This window comes from Amycolatopsis orientalis DSM 40040 = KCTC 9412, assembly GCF_000478275.1.
Taxonomy (GTDB): domain Bacteria; phylum Actinomycetota; class Actinomycetes; order Mycobacteriales; family Pseudonocardiaceae; genus Amycolatopsis; species Amycolatopsis orientalis.
Genome location: NZ_ASJB01000083.1, coordinates 631,684 through 648,992, shown reverse-complemented (window position 1 = coordinate 648,992; position 17,309 = coordinate 631,684). Strand labels below are relative to the sequence as shown.

Here is a 17,309-nt window from a genome sequence, read left to right as displayed (position 1 = left end):
GCGATGGATCTGGACCGGCCGGCGGCCGACGCGTGGTTCCGGCGTCGAGGGCTGCCGATGGTCATCCACCGGCGAAGGCGAGGGGCGGGCATGGTGCGTCGCTCGACGCCCGGACTGGTGTTCCTGTGCCTGCTCGACCTGTTGCTCGCGGGGCTGCTGAAGCTGCTCGACGTCCCACCGGACGTACTCGAAGCCCGGATGCGCGGCAACGGCCTCGCCTACGTCCTCGGCGTGCTGGCGCTGACGTTCGCCGTGGTCGTGGTGCCGGTGGTCGCCGGCCGCCTGATGGCGAAGCTGCTCCGGGTGCTGAGTCGCGCCCGAGTCCGGCTGGCCGTCATGGTGGCGACGGTCGGGTTCTGGGTGCTGGTGCTGCCGCTCGGTGAACGCCTCACCGGGCTGGTGTCGTGGGAAGACCCGTTGTGGGTCGCCGTGCTCACCAACGTCGCCGCGCTGGCGGTGCTGATGCTGCTGGTGCGGATCGGTGTCGGTTCGATCCTGACCTGGGCGGCGCGCAGCGCGGTCGCCCAGGTCAGGGCCATCGGCACGCTGGCGTCGCGGGCGCTTCCGCTGCTCCTGCTGGTGGTGATGTTCAGCTTCTTCACCGCCGAGCTGTGGCAGGCCGTGGAACGGCTGAGCCCGGGACGGTTGTGGCTGGTGGTCGGCTTCCTCGTCCTGATCGGCGCGGTGTTCCTGGCGTCGATGCTGTCCGACGAGATCAAGGAGCTGAAGTCCTGGACCGTGGAGCCCGGGGCATCCGTCCTGCGCGGTACGCCCTTCGCCGACGACGACACCCCGCTGCCGGCGCGGCGCGCCCTGTCGAGGGTGGAGCGGTTCAACATCGCCCTGGTGCTGTTCCTCGCCCAGGCGGTGCAGATCGTGGCGTTCGGGGTGCTGGTGTTCGCCTTCTTCGTCGTGTTCGGCGTGCTGATCCTCCGGCCGGAGGTGGTGACGGTGTTCGCCGGCCGTGAATCGGCGCCCGGAACCCTGCTGGGTGTCCCCCTTCCGGTGAGTTCCGCGCTCATCAACGTCTCCGTTTTCCTCGCGGTCTTCTCCGGTCTGTACTTCGCCGCATCGACGGCGACGGACGCCCGGTACCGGCGTTCTTTCTTCGAACCTTTGCTGGAGGATGTGAAGATCAGCCTTGCCGCGCGTGACATTTATCTGGCCCATTGGGCGGATGTGCGCCGGGCCGAGGTGGTTACCCTGGAAGCAGAGGACATTCCGTAGTGAGGTGGTCACCATGAGCGGGAAGGGCGATACACCCTTCTTCGATGCCCCCGACTTCGTGAAAGGCGATGGCACTCAGGCAGATCCTCCGGGCGACACGTTCGCCGACCCGGTATCCGGGCTGGTCACGACCAGTACGGCCGCGCAGCCGGACGCTTCGTCGGTGGCAGAAGAAAATCACCTGCCGATCCCCGGGCCGGTGCAGCACGACCCCGAAGTCGTGAGCCGGATGGTCGACGCGGCGATGCTGGCGGAAGAGCAGCCCGCCCGGACGCCGGACACGGGGCAGTCCGCCCTTCTTCCGTCCGCCGGGATCATCAGCACGGTCGGTGAGCAGGGCGCTACGCCGATCGGGATCCTTCCGCAGCAACGCACCTGGCCGTCGAGGCCCCCACAGCTGCTTCGCCAGCCTCGCCGCGCGAGGCAGGAAGAGCCGGTCGACGTCGACGAAGAGGCCGAGGTCGAAGTACGGCGGGCCAAGCGTTCGATGCAGCTTCCGCGGCTCGCCAAGCCGTCGTCCAACACCACCGGTGTGATGATCGCGATCGCCCTCATGATCGTCTTCGCGGTCCTCGCCATCCAGCTGCTGGCCAGCCTCTTCAACAGCATCGCGGGCATCTTCGGGTAACCCGTCCGGCGGTAGCGCCGGACGGGCCCGTCCGTGCCGACGTCACCCATCGGGCTACCCTGGCCCTACGGTCGGGGGACTCGGCGTACACGCGGGTCGCGCCCGGCGCCGCGTGACTAGTGGGGTGGGCGTATCAGCGAGGGCGTGCAATCGGTGCCCGAAGCGGGCACGGGTGGTTCGACGGGCCGTGACACGTCCACCATCCACCGCGTGCGGCGGGTGCTGGCGATCAAGCCGTTCCGCCGGCTCTGGGGTGTCACCTATCTGTGCAGCGTCGCGGACTGGCTGAACCTGCTGACACTGACCGGTCTGGTCACCAAGCTGACCGACAACTACGCCGCGCAGAACTTCGCGTTCGTCGGGGTCGTGCTGACGTCGCTGCTGCCCGGCCTGCTGTTCGCCCCGCTGGGCGGGCTGCTGGCCGACCGGTTCGACCGCCGCAAGGTGATGGTGCTCTGCGACCTCGGCCGGTGCGGGTTCCTGCTGTCGATCGCGTTCGTCGGCACGCCGTGGTGGGTGTTCGTCGGCAACTTCCTGGTCGGCTGCTGCTCGATGATGTGGATCCCGTCGAAGGACGCGGCGGTGCCGAACCTGCTGCGCCGCCCGGACCAGGTCGAGACGGCCAACCAGCTCGGCATGGTGATGACCTACGGCCTCGCGGTGATCACCGCGGCCGGGGCGAACGCCGTGCTCACCGGTAGTAACACCACGTTCCACTTCTTCGACGGTGACGCCCAGCTCGGCATCGCGAAGGTGGCCGTCGTCATCACCGGCATGCTGTACCTGGCCAGCGCCATCGTGATCGCCACCCGGATCCCCGAACTTTCGCTGCGCAACGTCCACGCGGTCGAGAAACCCAAGGTCAAGGCCGCCGACGAGGAGAAGTTCGGCTTCCGCCAGATGATCTCCGACGGCGCCCGTTTCGTGCGGACGACGCCGCTGGTACGCGGGCTGATGATCGGTGCTTTCGGTGCTTTCGCCGCCGGTGGCGCGGTGATCGGTTCGGCCAAGCCGTACTCGTCCAGCCTGCTCGCCGGTGACGCGGCGTTCAACCTCCTCGTGCTCGCCGTCTTCCTCGGACTCGCCACCGGGATGGCCGTGGCGCCGAAGCTCGCCCGCCGTCTCGCGCACGATCGGCTGTTCGGCATTTCGATCGTCGCCGCTGGTCTCTGTCTCATCGTCGTCGCGCTGTCGCCGCACCTCGCCGTTTCGCTGGTCGCCGTCGCGGCCGTCGGGGTCTGGGCCGGGACGGCGTTCCTGACCGGTGTCACGATCATCGGCTCGCGGATCGAGGACTCCATCCGCGGCCGGATCAACGCGATCTACCAGTCGCTGATGAAGATCGTGCTGTTCGGCTCGACCGTGCTGGTGCCGGTGCTGATCAGCCTGGTGCAGTCGCGCAAGATCGACGTCTGGGGCGGCCAGATCACGATCGACGGCACGCGGCCGGTGATGATCGGCGGCGGTGTCCTCGCGCTGCTCGCCGGGATCTTCGCCTACCGGCAGATGGACGACAGGCGCGCCGAGCCGATCCTCGCCGATCTCCGCAACGCGCTTCGCCGGAGCCCGCGTCGCGTCAACGGGCTGCTGATCGCGCTCGAAGGCACGCGGGCGGTCAACACCGAGACCCAGGCCGCACGGCTCGCCGAATGGCTGCGCGCGGGTACGCGTCCCGTCGTCCTGGCGGCCGACCCGGCTCTGGACGACCAGCGGCTTGCGAAGCTCCTCTCCGGTGCTTCGCTGTCCGGCGCGCGGGCGCAGGCGCTCGCCGCCGCCGCGGTCCGCGCCGACATCGTCGAACGGGACATCCAGCCGGCGCTCGACGCCGGTTCGGTCGTGGTGATGGAACGGTTCGTGGATTCGCCGCTGGCGCATCTGTCCGCGGTCGCCGGACTGGACAGCCAGGAACTCGAAGGGCTCGCCGACTGGGCGACCGGCAGGCTGCGGCCCGACATCACCGTCCTGCTCGACGCCGATCCCGGCACGGTGATGGTGAAGTCGGAGTCGCTGGACGCGCAGTGGCGGGTGCAGCATCTGCTCACGGAGATGGCCGCCGCCGATCCGGACCGGTATGTCGTGGTGGACGCGGACGGCACCGAGGACGAGGTGAGCGACCGGATCCGGACCGCGATCCGCGCGGTGCTCGTCGGCAGGCTCGCCGGGCTCGCCCCGGCGGAGGAAAAGGTCGAGGTGAGATGACGGAAGCCCCTGTGCTGATCGGTGTCTGGAAGCAGCTCGTCGGCCAGGAGCCCGCCGCGCGCACGCTTTCCTCGGCGTCGGCGGCGGCCACGCGGATCATCGAGAACCAGCCCGTCGCGCCCGGTGCGATGACCCACGCGTGGCTGGTCACCGGCCCGCCCGGATCGGGGCGTTCGACCGCCGCGAGGGTGTTCGCGGCGGCGTTGCAGTGCAGCACCGGCACCGGTTGCGGGGAATGCCCCGGCTGCCGCACCGTGCTCGCCGGTACCCACGCCGACGTCAAGCTCGTCGTGCCTGAGGGTCTCTCGATCTCGGTCGCCGAAATGCGTTCGCTCGTCCAGGCCGCCGCCCGCCGCCCGACCAACGGGAAGTGGCAGGTGGTGATCATCGAGGACGCCGACAGGCTGACCGAAGGCGCGTCGAACGCGTTGCTGAAGGCCGTCGAGGAGCCGCCGGACCGCACGGTGTTCCTGCTGTGCGCGCCGTCCGATCACCCGGACGACGTCTCGGTGACGATCCGCTCGCGGTGCCGTCTGGTCACCCTGCGGACGCCGCCGCCCGAAGCGATCGCGCAGGTGCTGGTGGAACGCGACGGTGTCGACCCCGAGCGCGCGCGGTGGGCCGCGTCCGTCTCGAGTGGACACGTCGGCCGCGCGCGGCGGCTCGCCACCGACGAGGCGGCCCGGCAGCGGCGGACGACGGTGCTGCGGATCCCGCTCGGCCTGCGCCGTCCGTCCGATGTGTTCACCTGCGCCGATCAGCTGATCAGCGCGGCCGAGGCCGACGCGGGCGAGGAGAGCAAGGTCCGCGACGAGGCCGAGCGTTCCGAACTCCGCACCGCGATGGGTGGTGACGGCATCGGAAAGGGCGTCGCCGGAGCGAAACGGGCCGCCGAAGCCGCGGTGAAGCAACTCGAGAAGCGCCAGAAGTCACGGGCGACCCGGACGCAGCGGGACACTCTCGACCTCGCGCTGGTGGACCTCGCCGCGTTCTACCGGGACGTGCTCGTGACCGCGAGCGGCGCGAAGGCGACGCTGAACCACCCCGACCACGCCGCGGAAATCGCCCAGGCCGCCTCCGCCTGGGCGCCGGACTCGATCCTGCGCCGGCTCGAAGCCGTCCTGGAATGCCGCGACGCCATCGACCTGAACGTGAAGCCGCGAATCGCCGTCGAAGCCATGGTCACCACACTGCGCCAAGGCTGACGCGCCTACCCCAGCCCCCCCCGCCCGTCCCAGGGGGGCGTCCCCGAGTCCAGTCTACCGGGGGTGGGGCGGGGAAAGTGCTGGTAGCGCGAGTTGTCCACAGTGGGAGCGGGTTGTGGATAAGTGCTGTGGGTAAGTGAGGAACCTTCGGGTCTCCGGTAAGTCACGGTCCCGACGTCTCCAATGTGGCAGGGGAGACGCTCCCTGGCCCCAATGCCACATTGGGGCCAGGGCCCGCGCACATTGGGGACACGGCCCGCGGCGAGCCAGGCAAAGCGAAGGGGACCTTCGCCGCTCGAAGCGAAAGCGGCGAAGGTCCCCTTCGGCTCACTGAACTCAAGCGAGAGAGGGTGGCACGAACGGGCCTCCCACGCGGGGGCAAGGCGTGAAAGGACCGTTCATCACCCTCCTCGCCCCGTCTAGTCCCGCGGTCGCGGTGAAGGCTTGAAGCCGGGCGAGTCCTTCGAGACCGGAACCGGAACAAGCCGGCGTCGTCCCGGCATCGCGGCGACGAGGACGACACCGATCAGCAGCATCGCCGTACCCGTCCAGAACATCGGCACGGTGTCGTACGCGGCGTTGGTGTAGGCCAGGTTCTTGACCGGGCCCTTCGGCGCCGCGCCACCGTTGTTGCCCGCGGGCGGCGGGGTCACCGTGCCGCACTCCACCCCGCCGGCCGGCGCGTACGCCCGGGCGATCTGCTCACCGAGCGAGATCTGGGCCAGCGACGAAGGCAGCTTCTTCGCGGCGTCCGGCGGCAGCGCCTTCTGCAGCGCGGAGGTCGGCAGGATCTGCAGGTCCAGCAGTCGCGCCGAGGCGCCCATCTGGAAGCCCTTGAACGGCGACGTCATGTCGCTCGACTTCTGGTTCAGCCCGGCGATCGACAGCTTCAGCACGCCGAGGTCGAGGGTGAGCCCGTTCCCGGCTTCACCGCCCGGAAGCTGTTTCGTGGCACCGTTCAGCATCTCGGCGAGGCCGCCGATGACCGGCACGTTCTTCAGCTGCTCGAAGCCCGGGACCTGCTTGAGCGACGGCAGCGGGATGCCGATCGGGATGTCCTTGGTCGGGTTGTTCGCGTCGAGGGTGTACAGCACCTTGTCACCGCGGACGATCTGCAGCACCGGAGCGGTGTACTCGACCTTCGACGTCTTCTTGTCGCCGGTCGAGGTGACCCGCAGCGTCGGCTGGCTGGCGACCTTGATCGTCAGGCCGAGCGGCGTGCCCTTCAGCAGTTCGATGCTGGCCGCCTGCAGGGTCGACGTCGATTCGACGGCCTTGTTCTTCGAGCCGGGGATGTCGACCAGCCGCACGACCGAACGCGACGACAGCGTGTTCGGCAGGCTCAGCACCGCGCCCTTGCCGTCGCTGCCCGCGCTGGTCCCCGACAGCAGCCCGCCCAGGTTCGCCAGCGGGCCGGGCAGTCCGGCGAGGCCGGCCTTGAGCTGGTCGCTCGCCGCGGTGAGTTGCTCGGCGCCCGGGATGTTCGGGATCGTCGGCAGCAGCGCGAGGTTCGCGATCGACGTGCTCGAATCGGCGATCGTGCCGACGCACGGCCCGAGCGTCGGGCTCCAGCGCGCGTGCGCCTCACCGTTCAGCAGGCCGAGGTTGAACAGCGGGTTCTTCGGCGCGTTGAGGCCGCCGCTGATCGGCTTCGGGTTGTCCGGCAGCGCCGTCTGCACGAGGCTGCCCGGCGTCTGCGGCGCGTTGCCCGCGGCCGACAGACCGAACGGCGACGACTGCGCGATCGACTTCTCGTAGTTCAGGTACGCCTCGGAGTTGGCCTGGGCGCTGGAGAGTCCCATCCCGGCTTCGAGCGCGGACTGTTTCGGCAGCATCTCGCCGGCGCCGGGCAGGATGGCGCTCGTCGGCACCGCGTTCGGCAGCAGCCGCAGCACGCCGAGGGCCGCCCCCGCGTCACCGACCGCCCTGCCCAGCGGCTGCGGTCCGATCGGCGCCGACATCGGCGGCTGACCCGGGTTCGCCGGATCGGGGATCGGCGTCGTGGGCATCGTCTGGGCGGTCGCCGGAGCCGCGGTCAGCAGAAGCAGGGCCGCGGCGGCCGGAAGCGCCAGCACACGGGGCAGTCGTTGCCGCATGAACAGGTCCTCCAGTGGGGATGGGCCGATCTTGGGGGACTGAGACCGGCGTCATAGGACCTTAACGACGGTGGCCCTGGAAGGTGACGTTCAAGCCTCCGCTACACTTGACCCCGTCATCGGGTGCGAGCCCGATGTCCGCCGCCTTAGCTCAGTCGGCCAGAGCGATTCACTCGTAATGAATAGGTCAGGGGTTCGATTCCCCTAGGCGGCTCCGCAGGTCAGGGCCTCATTCGGATACTCCGGATGGGGCCCTGACCTGTTTCCGGGGCAGTCGCGCGGCCGCGACGAAAGTTCACCCGTTGGTGTCACCCCTTGAGGAACATCCGCGACAGTGACGTGCCGACACCGGTGAGGTGGTCGACGAGGGTGTCCGCGTCCGCGTCGAGCAGGCCGGAGCGCCACGCGAGCATGATCTCCACGAAGCCGCCGATGCCCAGCAGGACGTTGACCCGGAACTCCAGCCCGTCCACGTCCGGCTTCAGATGCGGCCGGGCCAGTTCGATGAGCAGCCCGGTGGTCTCCTGGACGGTCTGCCGCCGCAGCTGCTCCAGCACCGCGCTGCCCGCGTGGTCGCCGAACAGGATCTGCGCGCGGGCGGGCTCCTCCTGCACGTGGTGCACGACGACGTCGACAGCGGCGCGGAGCTGGTCCAGGGCGGGTTGCTCGATGTGGGCGGCGACCGCGTCGAGGACCATCCGCAGGGTTTCGTCGCGGACCTGTTCCCAGGCGGTGGCGAGGAGTTCGTCGCGGTTGGTGAAGCTTTCGTAGAAGTACCGGTCGGTCAGGTTCGCCCGCGCGCAGACCCCCCGCATGGTGACCGCCGCCCAACCCTGTTCCTGCCAGATGTCCAAGGTGGCGCCGAGCAGGGCGAGCCGTCGTTCGGCGCGGCGCTCGTCGGCGGTTTTGCCGCTGTAGCGGCGGGACGCGGTCACCCCTCCATCTTGACAGCAGGTGCCCTCAGATTCATTCTGAGGGCATGCGACCGCAGAATGGCCTGCGACCCGGTTTGGCCGCCACGCTGACGTCCGCCTTCGTGCGGCCGATCGCCAACGCGATCCCTGCCAACCGGGCAGGCGTCGCCTTCTCCCGCGCATTCATCGCGAGCAGCCTGTGGTTGGCTTCGCCGCCACTGAAGGGAAGCCGCATCGAGCCGGGCGTCCGCGGCGAGTGGGTTCGCGCGCCCGAGGTGACCGAGGGCAACGCGGTGGTCCTCTATATCCACGGCAGCGGGTACGCGCTCTGTTCCGCTCGCACGCATCGCGGGCTGACCACGCGGGTCTCCGCGGGCACCGGGCTGCCGGTGTTCGCCTGCGAGTACCGGCTCGCGCCCCGGCACCGGTTCCCGAACGCCGCCGACGACGTCCGCGCGGCCTACGAACGCCTTGTCGGCCAGGGATACCGGCGGATTCTGGTGGCAGGCGACTCCGCGGGCGGGCATCTCGCGGTCGACCTCGCCGCGCAGCTCATCCGAGAGCGCAAGGCGTCACCCGCCGCGCTCGCCCTCTTCTCGCCGTTGTTCGACGTGACCTTCGGGCTCGCGGCGGAACGGGAACGTATGCGGCCCGATCCGATGATCTCCGCCGCCGCGGCCGCCCGGCTGGTCGGTCTGTACACAGTGGACGCCGATCTCGCGTCGACGCGGCTGCGGTTCGCCTTCGACGACATCAAGGGCTTCCCGCCGACGCTCATCCAGGCCGGCGGCCTCGAAATGCTCGCCGCCGACGCGATCGAACTGGACAGGGCGCTGCGCCGCGCGGGGGCGGACTGCGAACTTGACATCGTCCCCGGCCAGATGCACGTCTTCCAGGCATTGACCCGCTTCATCCCCGAAGCGGCACCGGCGATGGAGCGGGCTTGCCGGTTCCTCACCGGCAATCTTCCGGCGATCGTGAGGGCGGCATGACGAAACGGACCCACGGAGCGCATGCCGTCGTCACCGGCGCGGGCAGCGGTATCGGCCGGGCGATCGCGGCCGAACTCGTCCGGCGTGGCAGCCGGGTCGTCTGCGCCGACATCGACCTCGAAGCCGCCGAAGAGACCGTGAGGATGCTCAAGGACAAGGGCGAAGCGGTCGCCGTCGCCTGTGACGTGTCCATTGTGGACGACGTCGCCGAACTCGCGAGCCAGGCGCGTTCCTGGCTGGGCCGCGAGCCGGACCTCGTCGTCAACAACGCCGGGATCGGCGCGGGCGGAACCCTGGTGGGAGAGAGCCCGCTGGCTGACTGGCAACGGACCCTCGGGGTGAACCTCTGGGGCGTGATCCATGGCTGCCACACCTTCGTGCCCGCCATGCGAGCGGCGAAGGCGGGCGGCGTCATCAACGTCGCCTCGGCGGCCGGGTTCACGGCCGCGCCGAGGATGGCCGCGTACAACGTGAGCAAGGCCGGGGTCGTCAGCCTTTCCGAAACCTTGGCCGCCGAGTTGTCCGGCACCGGCGTCGCGGTCACCGTGCTGTGCCCGACTTTCGTCCGCACCAACATCTTCGGCGGCGAACTCATCGACGCCGGAGCACGCGGTCTCGCGCAGCGGGTCTCCGATGTCGTCGGGTTCTCGCCGGAGCGCGTCGCCCGGATGACGCTCGACGCCCACGATCGCGGGCGCCTGTACGTGGTGCCGCAGCCCGACGCCCAGCTTTTGTGGCACGCCAAGCGGTTCGTGCCGGTCCCGTATACGCGGATCGCCGGTCTCCTCGGCCGGTTCCTGCCCGCCGAAAAGGAGAAGTGATGGCCTACGACTTCGCCGCGATGCTCCAGACCATCAAGGACAAGCAGTGGTCGCTGGCCGACATCGACTGGGACGCGCCCGGCGCCGAGACGATGACCGACGAACTACGCGCCAAGATGCGGCCGTTCATGGCCGATCTCGTGTGGATCGAGCACGTCGGAGCGCGCGGCTTCGCGTCGCTGGCCAAGAAGGCGCCGACGCCGGTGATCCAGGAGATCTACCGGTATTTCCACGCGGAGGAACAGAAGCACGCCAACGCCGAGCTGGCGCTGATGAAGCGCTGGGGCATGCTCGACGAGAACGGTTCGATGCCCGAGCCGAACATCAACGTCAAGCTGGCCATCAAGGTCCTCGACGACTACGGCGACTCGCTGCCGTTGACCGCGCTGGCCACGCTCATCCCGCTGCTGGAATGCGCGCTCGACGGGGCACTGGTGAAGTTCCTGCTCGAAGAGGTCTCCGATCCGGTGTGCCATCAGGTGTTCCGGCATATCAACTCGGACGAGTCCCGGCACATCACGGCCGATTTCGAGGTGCTGGAACTGATCGGCGCCGGCTCGACGACCAAGATCGTCACCGAATCCGTCGGCTCGCTCAAACCGCAGATCGTGCTGGGCCTGATCGTGGTGTTCGTCCCGCTGATCAACAAGATGCGGGACAACATCGTCGCGATGGGCCTGCCGGAGAAGAAGCTGTACAACGCCGTGAAGCGGTTCTCCGCGATCGGCGGCCGCGGCGAGTTCACCAAGCGCATCCCGGCCTATCACGTGCTCAAGGCGCAGGCGGCGATGATCGTCGACCGCTCGCACGTCTACCACCGGCTGCTGGCCGACCCGATGGTCAAGGTGACCCGCCTGATCCCCGCGCGGCTGCTGGGCAAACCGCAGTCGTGGACCGAGGAGATCACCCACGAACCGGTCGCGTCATGATGCTCGGCGAGTTCCGGGGCGAGGTGCTGCGCGGCACCGAATGGTTCGGGCACGACTTCGCCGGGCAGCGGGTCGCCGTCGTCGCACCCGGCCGCGAGGCCGCGCAGATCGTGCCCGAGGTGGCGGCCACGGCGCTTTCGGTGAAGGTGTTCCAGGAGGAACCGGACTGGGTGGTGCCGATGCCGGTCCCCGGGCCGACCGTCGTCGGGATCGCCGTCGCCCGCGTTTTCCTGCGCTGGCAGGTGAAAGACCCCTGGCTCCGCCGACTGCTGACGCCCGACCGCCGCTTCGGCTCGCGGAAGACCGCACCCGGCCTCGGCTATTACGGCGCGCTCGCGCGGCCCGGTTGCAAGCTCATCACCTGGCCGGTCTACGCCTTCGCGCCCCACGGTGTCCGCACCGCCGAGGGCATCGAGCATCAGGCGGACGTCGTCGTACTCGGCGCGAGTTCGCTGTTCGCCAAGGAAGGACTTCCCGCATGACCACGCCCGACCACGAGATCGCGATCATCGGCGGCGGTTTCTCCGGCATCGGCGCCGCGATCCTGCTGGAGAAGGCGGGTTTCGGCGACTTCCTGATGCTGGAGGAGGGTGACGGCGTCGGCGGCGCCTGGCACTGGAACACCTATCCCGGCGTCGCCGTCGACATCCCGTCGTTCAGCTACCAGTTCTCGTTCGAGCAGATCTCCGGCTGGTCGCGGGTCTACGCACCGGGCCGCGAACTGAAGGCCTACGCCGACTACTGCGTCGACAAGTACGACATCCGCCGCCGCACCCGCCTCGGGGCCAAGGTCGTCGCCGCGACGTTCGACGACGAAACGCATTTGTGGCGCCTCGAAACCGCCGACGGCTGGTCGATGACTGCGCGGTTCGTCGTCGGCGCCACCGGCGTGCTCACCCAGCCGAAGCCGCCGGACATCGACGGCCTCGCCGACTTCCGCGGCACCGTCATGCACACCGCCCGCTGGGACCACGGCGTCGATCTGCGCGGGAAACGCGTCGCCGTCGTCGGGACCGGAGCCTCGGCCGTGCAGGTCATCCCGTCCATCGCGCCGGAAGCTGGGCATTTGACGGTGTTCCAGCGGACGCCGATCTGGTGCCTGCCCAAACCCGACGCCGCCCTGCCCCGGCCCGCGCGGCTGGCGCTGCGAAGGCTGCCGGGCGCGAAACTGGTTTCCCGGCTGGCCAGTCAGGCGCTGGTCGAACTGACCTTCCCGCTGGCCGCGCACTTCCACCAGCTCCTGCCGACCGCGGGGGCCGGCGAGCGGATCGGGCTCGCGCATCTGCGCCGTGCGGTGAAGGACCCGGCGACCCGCGAGAAGCTCACCCCGCGTTACGCGCTGGGCTGCAAGCGGCCGAGCTTCTCCAACGACTACCTGCAGACGTTCAACCGCGACGACGTCACGCTGGAGACCACGAGCATCGACGCGATCACCGAACACGGCGTGCGCACCGTCGACGGCACCGAACACGCTGTCGACGTCCTCGTGCTGGCGACCGGGTTCAAGGTGTTCGAGAAGGGCAACATGCCCGCCTTCACCGTGCGCGGAACGGGCGGTGCCGATCTGGAGAAGTTCTGGGAGGAGAACCGGTTCCAGGCCTACCAGGGAGTCAGCGTCCCCGGTTTTCCCAACCTGTTCACCATTCTCGGGCCCTACGGCTACAACGGTTCCTCGTACTTCAACCTCATCGAGACACAGACCGCGCATATCGTCCGGTGCCTGCGCAACGCGCGCAAGACCGGCGCGACGCGGGTGGAGGTCACGGCCGAGGCCAACGACCGGTACTTCCAGACCATGCTGGACCGCCGCAAGCACCAGGTGTTCTTCCAGGACAGCTGTTCGCTGGCCAACAGCTACTACTTCGACGCGAACGGGGACGTGCCGTTCCGGGCGTCGCCGACGCTGGAAACGATGGTGACGAGCCGGTTCTTCGACCTCGACGACTACGCCTTCGCGGACGGCCGGTGAACACTGGCTGAAGTCCGCCGCCCCTGGCCGAAATGAGCCTTAGGTTCGATTTCCCGAACCTGGAGGCTGGTCTTGGAAGGCTTTCCCTGGGACGTCCTGCTAGCGGTGGTCGGGATCGCCGTCCCGGCCGTCGCGTTCCTGTGGGAGTTCGTGCTCGTCGGCCGCAAGCGGCTCGGCTACCGCGTGCAGATGGACACCCCGACCGGATCCGAACGCGGGTTCGCGCCGACGGCCGACGCGCTGGCGCAGCTGCAGCACGAGAACGGCGAGCGGCTCGTCGACCCGTCGTTCGTGCTGCTGCGCATCGAGAACAGCGGCACCACCGACATCGACACCGACGACTACGCGGTCAACGAGAACGACCGCGTCGGCGTCCGCGTGAAGTTCCCCGGCCGTACCGTGGCCGGGATGGTGGTGACCGAACTCAGCTCGCCGCATCTGCACGAATGTTTCGGCGACGACTCCGGGTTCGGCGCGCGCGACGAGAATCCCGAGCGGCCGGTCGGGGTGATCGACCTGCCGAGGGTGCCGCTGAACCGCGGCGCGCACTACAAGATCCTCGCCGTACTCGACCGGATCCCGAACGGCTCGACCGAAGACTTCGCCGATCCCCAGGTCGTCGGGGAGATCAAGGGCGGCAGCCTCCGCGAGACCAAGAGCCGCACCGGGCCGACGGGTTCGGTGATGGCGCTGATCCTCTTCCTCGTGGTGCTCAGCATCTTCCAGCTGGCCCGCTCGCTGGTCTTCGACGAGAAGCCGCCTCCGCTGGATTGCGCGTCCGGGAAGCTTACGATCACCGGATCGACGGCGTTCACGCCGGTGCTGAAGGAGGCGACGGCCTCGTACACGAAGACGTGTCCGGGCGCGTCCTTCGTCTTCGACACCCGGGGGAGCGCGGAGGGGCTCGGCAGCCTGAACCAGGCCGGGAACGACGGCGTGCTGGCGTTCTCCGACGGCGCCAAGGGCGAGGGCTTCCCGCAGCTGCTGCCGCGTCCGGTCGCGTTCTCGCTGTTCACGCTCGTGGTCAACAAGGAGGCGGGCGTCCAGGACCTTTCGCTCGCGCAGATCCGCGACCTCTACGACGGCAAGATCGCGAACTGGCGGGAGATCGGCGGCAAGGACCAGCCCGTCCGGCTCGTCGACCGGCATTCCGACTCGGGCACGCGGCGGACGTTCGAGGTCCGGCTCCTGGCGGGCAAGCGGGAGCCGGGTGACAACTCCGACGACTGCCTCAAGCAGGCGCCGGGCGCCCAGCCGGGGGTGGTGCGCTGCGCGAGGCCGTCCACGAACGACGTCCTCGACGCGGTGGCGCGGGTCCCCGGCGCTCTCGGCTACAGCGAACTGGGGGCGGCGACGAAACGCGAAGAGGTTCTGCCGGTCCGGATCGACGGCCACCAGGCGACCCTGGAGGGGGCGATCCACGCGGCGTACCCGTTCTGGGAGACCGAGTACGCCTACACGTTCGGGGAGCCGAAGGCCGACTCGCTCGTCGCGAGCTTCCTGCGGTACCTGACCAACCAGGTCGGGAAGGACATCGTGCGGTCGCACGGGCACCGGCCGTGTGCCGAACTGGCGAATCCGGTCCTCTGCCGTCCAGGTACGTGACGCGCGTGAAGGCCCCCTTTCCTCGGCTCAGCCGTGGGAAGGGGGCCTTCACGCGCGAAGAAGGGTCAGGCAGGCGGCTTCAGGGTGACGACGGTGGCGCTGGTCTCGCCGCGCGGCGTCCGGTACTTGATCTCGTCGCCCTCCTTGGCGCCCACGAGCGCGAGGCCGAGCGGGCTGTCCGAGGTGACCGTCGAGGCGTCGGCGTCCTCGCCGGGGATGGTGACGACGTGGAGTTCGTCCTCGTCACCGTCGGAGAACCGGAGGGTGACGGTGGTGCCGTCGGGGAGCAGGCCCTTGCTGTTGCGCCCGCCGTGCTCGAGTTTCGCGGCGACGTCGGCGATGCGCCGGTCGAGGTAGGCCGCGGCTTCCGCGCGGTCCAGCACCTCCGCCTGGTCTGCCGCGTCGCCGGTTCGTTCCTGTTCGCCGACGAGCGGCGCCATCGCGTCGCGCTGCGCACGCAGATCGGCGAGTTCCTTCTCCAGCTGCCGGCGCGCGGCCGGACTGAACCCGTTGTCCCCTGAGGTCACCATGCCGGGCATTGTCCGCTACAGATCGGCTGCGAGCCACCTAGATTTTTCACCCGCTGTGATCGGCCAGGACGGACGGCCTAAGCTTCAGGTCCCCTGTCCTGAAGACTTCGTGTAAGGAACCCCGTGACCGTCGTGCCGGGCCGCAGCGAGCGGCTTTCCCCCAACCAGCTGCAGAAACAGGAGCAGATCGTCGAAGCGGCGCGCGTCGTGCTGGCCAGGGACGGGCTCGCGGGATGCACGGTGCGGGCGATCGCGGAGGCCGGGCCGCTCACGAAAAGTGCGATTCATTACTACTTCGCGGACATCGACGTCCTGATCGACCGGGCCATGGCGGCGCATATCACAACGTTCGCGGCCGATTTGCGCAAAATCGCGGCGAACCACGATCACCCGGATGAGCGGCTCTTCGCCGCGCTCGAAGCGTTCCTCGCCGAGTTCTCCGGCCGCCCGAACGCGGCCTTCCTCTGGTTCGAGTACTGGATCGCCGCGGGCCGCGCGCAGCATCCGCAGGCCATCGACGTCATGCTGACGTCGATCACCGAACTGCTCGCGGAGCTCCTCGCCCCGTTGGACGTCGAGGACCCGCGGGCACGGGCGAGGGCCCTGCTGTCGTATCTCCTCGGTGCGATCGTCCAGCAGCGCGTCCGGCGGCGGCCGTTCGCCGCACTGCGCGGCGACATCGAAGCGCTCTGTTTCGCGAACTACGGGTAGAAATACGCATTAGATCCGTACCGTTACGGATTGTTCGGTCCACCGGCTCCCGCCATGGTGAGGTTCCCTTCCCTTGCCTGAGAGCTAGGAGACGACGATGCGCATAAGACGGTGCATGGCCGTGGCGATCGCGGCCGTCGCGGCGTTCACCATCCCGGTCGCCGCGAGTCCGGCGACCGCGGACCAGCGGGCCGAAGAAGCGCAGGTCCAGATCTACGAGGTCTTCGGAACCGGCACCTCGCAGCAGCGCACCCAGATCTCCCGGCTGGGCGTCGACGTCCTCGGCACCTCCGGCTCCACGACCACGTTCATCGGCGAGGAACGCGACGCGGCGAAGATCCGCTCGCTCGGCTTCCGCGTCGAGCAGCGCGGCGTCGTCGACCGCTCGCCCGAGGTGAGCACGAACGCGATCAACGACTTCCCGCCCGCCGACTCCGGCTTCCACAACTACACCGAGGTCACGACGGAACTGCGCAACGCCCAGACGAACTACGGTTCGATCGCGCGGCTGAGCAGCGTCGGCAACTCCTACCAGGGCCGCGCGCTGAACATGCTCAAGATCAGCGACAACGTCGGCACCGACGAGAACGAGCCCGAAGTCCTCTTCACCTGCAACCAGCACGCCCGCGAGCACCTCACCACCGAGATGTGCCTGCGGATCGTGAACCGGTTCACCCAGGGCTACGCCTCCGACCCGGCGATCAAGCGGTTCGTCGACAGCACCGAGATCTACGTGATCCCGAACGTCAACCCGGACGGCTCGGAGTACGACATCTCCGGCGGCAGCTACAAGTACTGGCGCAAGAACCGCCAGGGCAACGGCACCGACCCCAACCGCAACTGGGGTTACAACTGGGGCTGCTGCGGCGGTTCGTCGGGCTCGACGACCAGCGAGACCTACCGCGGCCCCTCGGCCTTCTCCGCGCCGGAGACGAAGGCGGTGTCGAACTTCGTGAACTCGCGCAAGATCGGCGGCGTCCAGCAGATCAAGGCGAGCATCGACTTCCACACCTACTCGGAGCTCGTCCTGTGGCCGTTCGGCTTCACCTACAACGACACCGCCCCCGGGATGACCGCGGCCGAGGCGCAGCGTTTCCAGACGCTGGGCAGGCAGCTCGCGGCGACCAACGGCTACACGCCGCAGCAGTCGAGCGACCTGTACATCACGGACGGGACGATCGACGACTGGATGTGGGGCACGCACAAGATCCTGAGCTTCACCTTCGAGATGTACCCGCGGGGTTCGAGCCCCGGCTTCTACCCGCCCGACGAGGTGATCGTCCGGGAGACCACGCGTAACGACAAGGCCGTGGACCTCCTGCTGAACACCGCCATCGGCTGACGCACGTGGGCTGAAAGCGTCCTTCACCGCTCCATCCATGCCCCCGCCGCCGCCCTCAACGGAGGCGCTGCGCGCCCGGCCTGGATTCCAGCGGTGAAGGACGCTTTCGTCGCGTCTTATGCGGGCATGGTCCCCTTCAGC

At 69.0% G+C, this 17,309-nt stretch carries 15 protein-coding genes and 1 tRNA gene; 13 read left to right on the top strand and 3 right to left on the bottom strand.

From position 1 onward, the window contains the following. The first annotated feature begins 3 nt into the window (after window positions 1-3). The 4 genes from L324_RS34285 (at window position 4) to L324_RS34270 (ending at window position 5,259) form a co-directional block, all read left to right on the top strand. The gene (locus L324_RS34285) at window positions 4-1,227 is read left to right on the top strand and encodes a hypothetical protein (RefSeq protein WP_037318434.1); all 1,224 of its coding nucleotides are present in this window, start codon (window positions 4-6) and stop codon (window positions 1,225-1,227) included. 163 nt (window positions 1,228-1,390) lie between these two features. Then, window positions 1,391-1,855: a hypothetical protein gene (locus L324_RS34280; RefSeq protein ID WP_235783723.1), complete on the top strand. Its 465-nt coding sequence runs from the start codon at window positions 1,391-1,393 to the stop codon at window positions 1,853-1,855. Window positions 1,856-1,999: 144 nt separating this feature from the next. Continuing rightward, window positions 2,000-4,054, top strand: a complete 2,055-nt coding sequence (locus tag L324_RS34275; protein WP_037318430.1) for a bifunctional MFS transporter/dTMP kinase — start codon at window positions 2,000-2,002, stop codon at window positions 4,052-4,054. Then, window positions 4,051-5,259: a DNA polymerase III subunit delta' gene (locus L324_RS34270; RefSeq protein ID WP_037318428.1), complete on the top strand. Its 1,209-nt coding sequence runs from the start codon at window positions 4,051-4,053 to the stop codon at window positions 5,257-5,259. Before L324_RS34275 ends, L324_RS34270 begins: the two co-directional genes overlap by 4 nt. 419 nt (window positions 5,260-5,678) lie before the next feature. Here L324_RS34270 and L324_RS34265 read toward each other — a convergent pair whose 3' ends face one another. Then, window positions 5,679-7,355, bottom strand: a complete 1,677-nt coding sequence (locus L324_RS34265; protein ID WP_152547077.1) for a hypothetical protein — start codon at window positions 7,353-7,355, stop codon at window positions 5,679-5,681. Window positions 7,356-7,495: 140 nt separating this feature from the next. Between L324_RS34265 and L324_RS34260 the strand changes: the two genes are divergently transcribed. Then, a tRNA-Thr gene (locus tag L324_RS34260) sits at window positions 7,496-7,569 on the top strand. Between the two features lie 94 nt (window positions 7,570-7,663). Here the strand turns inward: L324_RS34260 and L324_RS34255 are convergent. Further along, window positions 7,664-8,290, bottom strand: a complete 627-nt coding sequence (locus L324_RS34255) for a TetR/AcrR family transcriptional regulator (protein WP_037318425.1) — start codon at window positions 8,288-8,290, stop codon at window positions 7,664-7,666. Window positions 8,291-8,334: 44 nt separating this feature from the next. Between L324_RS34255 and L324_RS34250 the strand changes: the two genes are divergently transcribed. From L324_RS34250 to L324_RS34225, 6 genes are all read left to right on the top strand, one after another. After that, window positions 8,335-9,261 (top strand): alpha/beta hydrolase, encoded by a 927-nt coding sequence (locus L324_RS34250; RefSeq protein ID WP_173426430.1) that lies wholly within the window; start codon window positions 8,335-8,337, stop codon window positions 9,259-9,261. Beyond that, the gene (locus tag L324_RS34245) at window positions 9,258-10,082 is read left to right on the top strand and encodes an SDR family NAD(P)-dependent oxidoreductase (RefSeq protein WP_037318419.1); all 825 of its coding nucleotides are present in this window, start codon (window positions 9,258-9,260) and stop codon (window positions 10,080-10,082) included. Before L324_RS34250 ends, L324_RS34245 begins: the two co-directional genes overlap by 4 nt. Beyond that, the gene (locus tag L324_RS34240) at window positions 10,082-11,011 is read left to right on the top strand and encodes a hypothetical protein (protein ID WP_037318418.1); all 930 of its coding nucleotides are present in this window, start codon (window positions 10,082-10,084) and stop codon (window positions 11,009-11,011) included. The genes L324_RS34245 and L324_RS34240 overlap by 1 nt, the downstream gene beginning before the upstream one ends. Then, complete coding sequence (locus L324_RS34235) at window positions 11,008-11,493, top strand: NAD(P)/FAD-dependent oxidoreductase (protein ID WP_037318415.1); 486 nt, start codon at window positions 11,008-11,010, stop codon at window positions 11,491-11,493. Before L324_RS34240 ends, L324_RS34235 begins: the two co-directional genes overlap by 4 nt. Then, on the top strand, window positions 11,490-12,980 hold the full coding sequence (locus L324_RS34230) for a flavin-containing monooxygenase (protein ID WP_037318412.1): 1,491 nt from the start codon (window positions 11,490-11,492) through the stop codon (window positions 12,978-12,980). The genes L324_RS34235 and L324_RS34230 overlap by 4 nt, the downstream gene beginning before the upstream one ends. A 72-nt stretch (window positions 12,981-13,052) precedes the next feature. Then, window positions 13,053-14,585 (top strand): PstS family phosphate ABC transporter substrate-binding protein, encoded by a 1,533-nt coding sequence (locus L324_RS34225; RefSeq protein ID WP_037318409.1) that lies wholly within the window; start codon window positions 13,053-13,055, stop codon window positions 14,583-14,585. A gap of 65 nt (window positions 14,586-14,650) precedes the next feature. On the opposite strand, the gene L324_RS34220 is transcribed toward L324_RS34225, so the two are convergent. Next, a complete protein-coding gene (locus L324_RS34220) occupies window positions 14,651-15,115 on the bottom strand; it encodes a GreA/GreB family elongation factor (protein WP_037318404.1) in 465 nt (154 codons plus the stop codon). 123 nt (window positions 15,116-15,238) lie between these two features. Between L324_RS34220 and L324_RS34215 the strand changes: the two genes are divergently transcribed. Both L324_RS34215 and L324_RS34210 read left to right on the top strand, forming a co-directional pair. Continuing rightward, window positions 15,239-15,826: a TetR/AcrR family transcriptional regulator gene (locus tag L324_RS34215; protein ID WP_037318402.1), complete on the top strand. Its 588-nt coding sequence runs from the start codon at window positions 15,239-15,241 to the stop codon at window positions 15,824-15,826. Window positions 15,827-15,941: 115 nt separating this feature from the next. Then, a complete protein-coding gene (locus tag L324_RS34210; RefSeq protein WP_037318395.1) occupies window positions 15,942-17,168 on the top strand; it encodes a M14 family metallopeptidase in 1,227 nt (408 codons plus the stop codon). Window positions 17,169-17,309: the final 141 nt, after the last annotated feature.

Bases quoted from the DNA above. Each gene is read 5' to 3' on its own strand.
- L324_RS34285 (WP_037318434.1), top strand. From the start codon at position 4: ATGGATCTGGACCGGCCGGCGGCCGACGCGTGGTTCCGGCGTCGAGGG.
- L324_RS34270 (WP_037318428.1), top strand. From the start codon at position 4,051: ATGACGGAAGCCCCTGTGCTGATCGGTGTCTGGAAGCAGCTCGTCGGC.
- L324_RS34265 (WP_152547077.1), bottom strand. From the start codon at position 7,355: ATGCGGCAACGACTGCCCCGTGTGCTGGCGCTTCCGGCCGCCGCGGCC.
- L324_RS34250 (WP_173426430.1), top strand. From the start codon at position 8,335: ATGCGACCGCAGAATGGCCTGCGACCCGGTTTGGCCGCCACGCTGACG.
- L324_RS34245 (WP_037318419.1), top strand. From the start codon at position 9,258: ATGACGAAACGGACCCACGGAGCGCATGCCGTCGTCACCGGCGCGGGC.
- L324_RS34240 (WP_037318418.1), top strand. From the start codon at position 10,082: ATGGCCTACGACTTCGCCGCGATGCTCCAGACCATCAAGGACAAGCAG.
- L324_RS34235 (WP_037318415.1), top strand. From the start codon at position 11,008: ATGATGCTCGGCGAGTTCCGGGGCGAGGTGCTGCGCGGCACCGAATGG.
- L324_RS34230 (WP_037318412.1), top strand. From the start codon at position 11,490: ATGACCACGCCCGACCACGAGATCGCGATCATCGGCGGCGGTTTCTCC.
- L324_RS34220 (WP_037318404.1), bottom strand. From the start codon at position 15,115: ATGGTGACCTCAGGGGACAACGGGTTCAGTCCGGCCGCGCGCCGGCAG.
- L324_RS34210 (WP_037318395.1), top strand. From the start codon at position 15,942: ATGGCCGTGGCGATCGCGGCCGTCGCGGCGTTCACCATCCCGGTCGCC.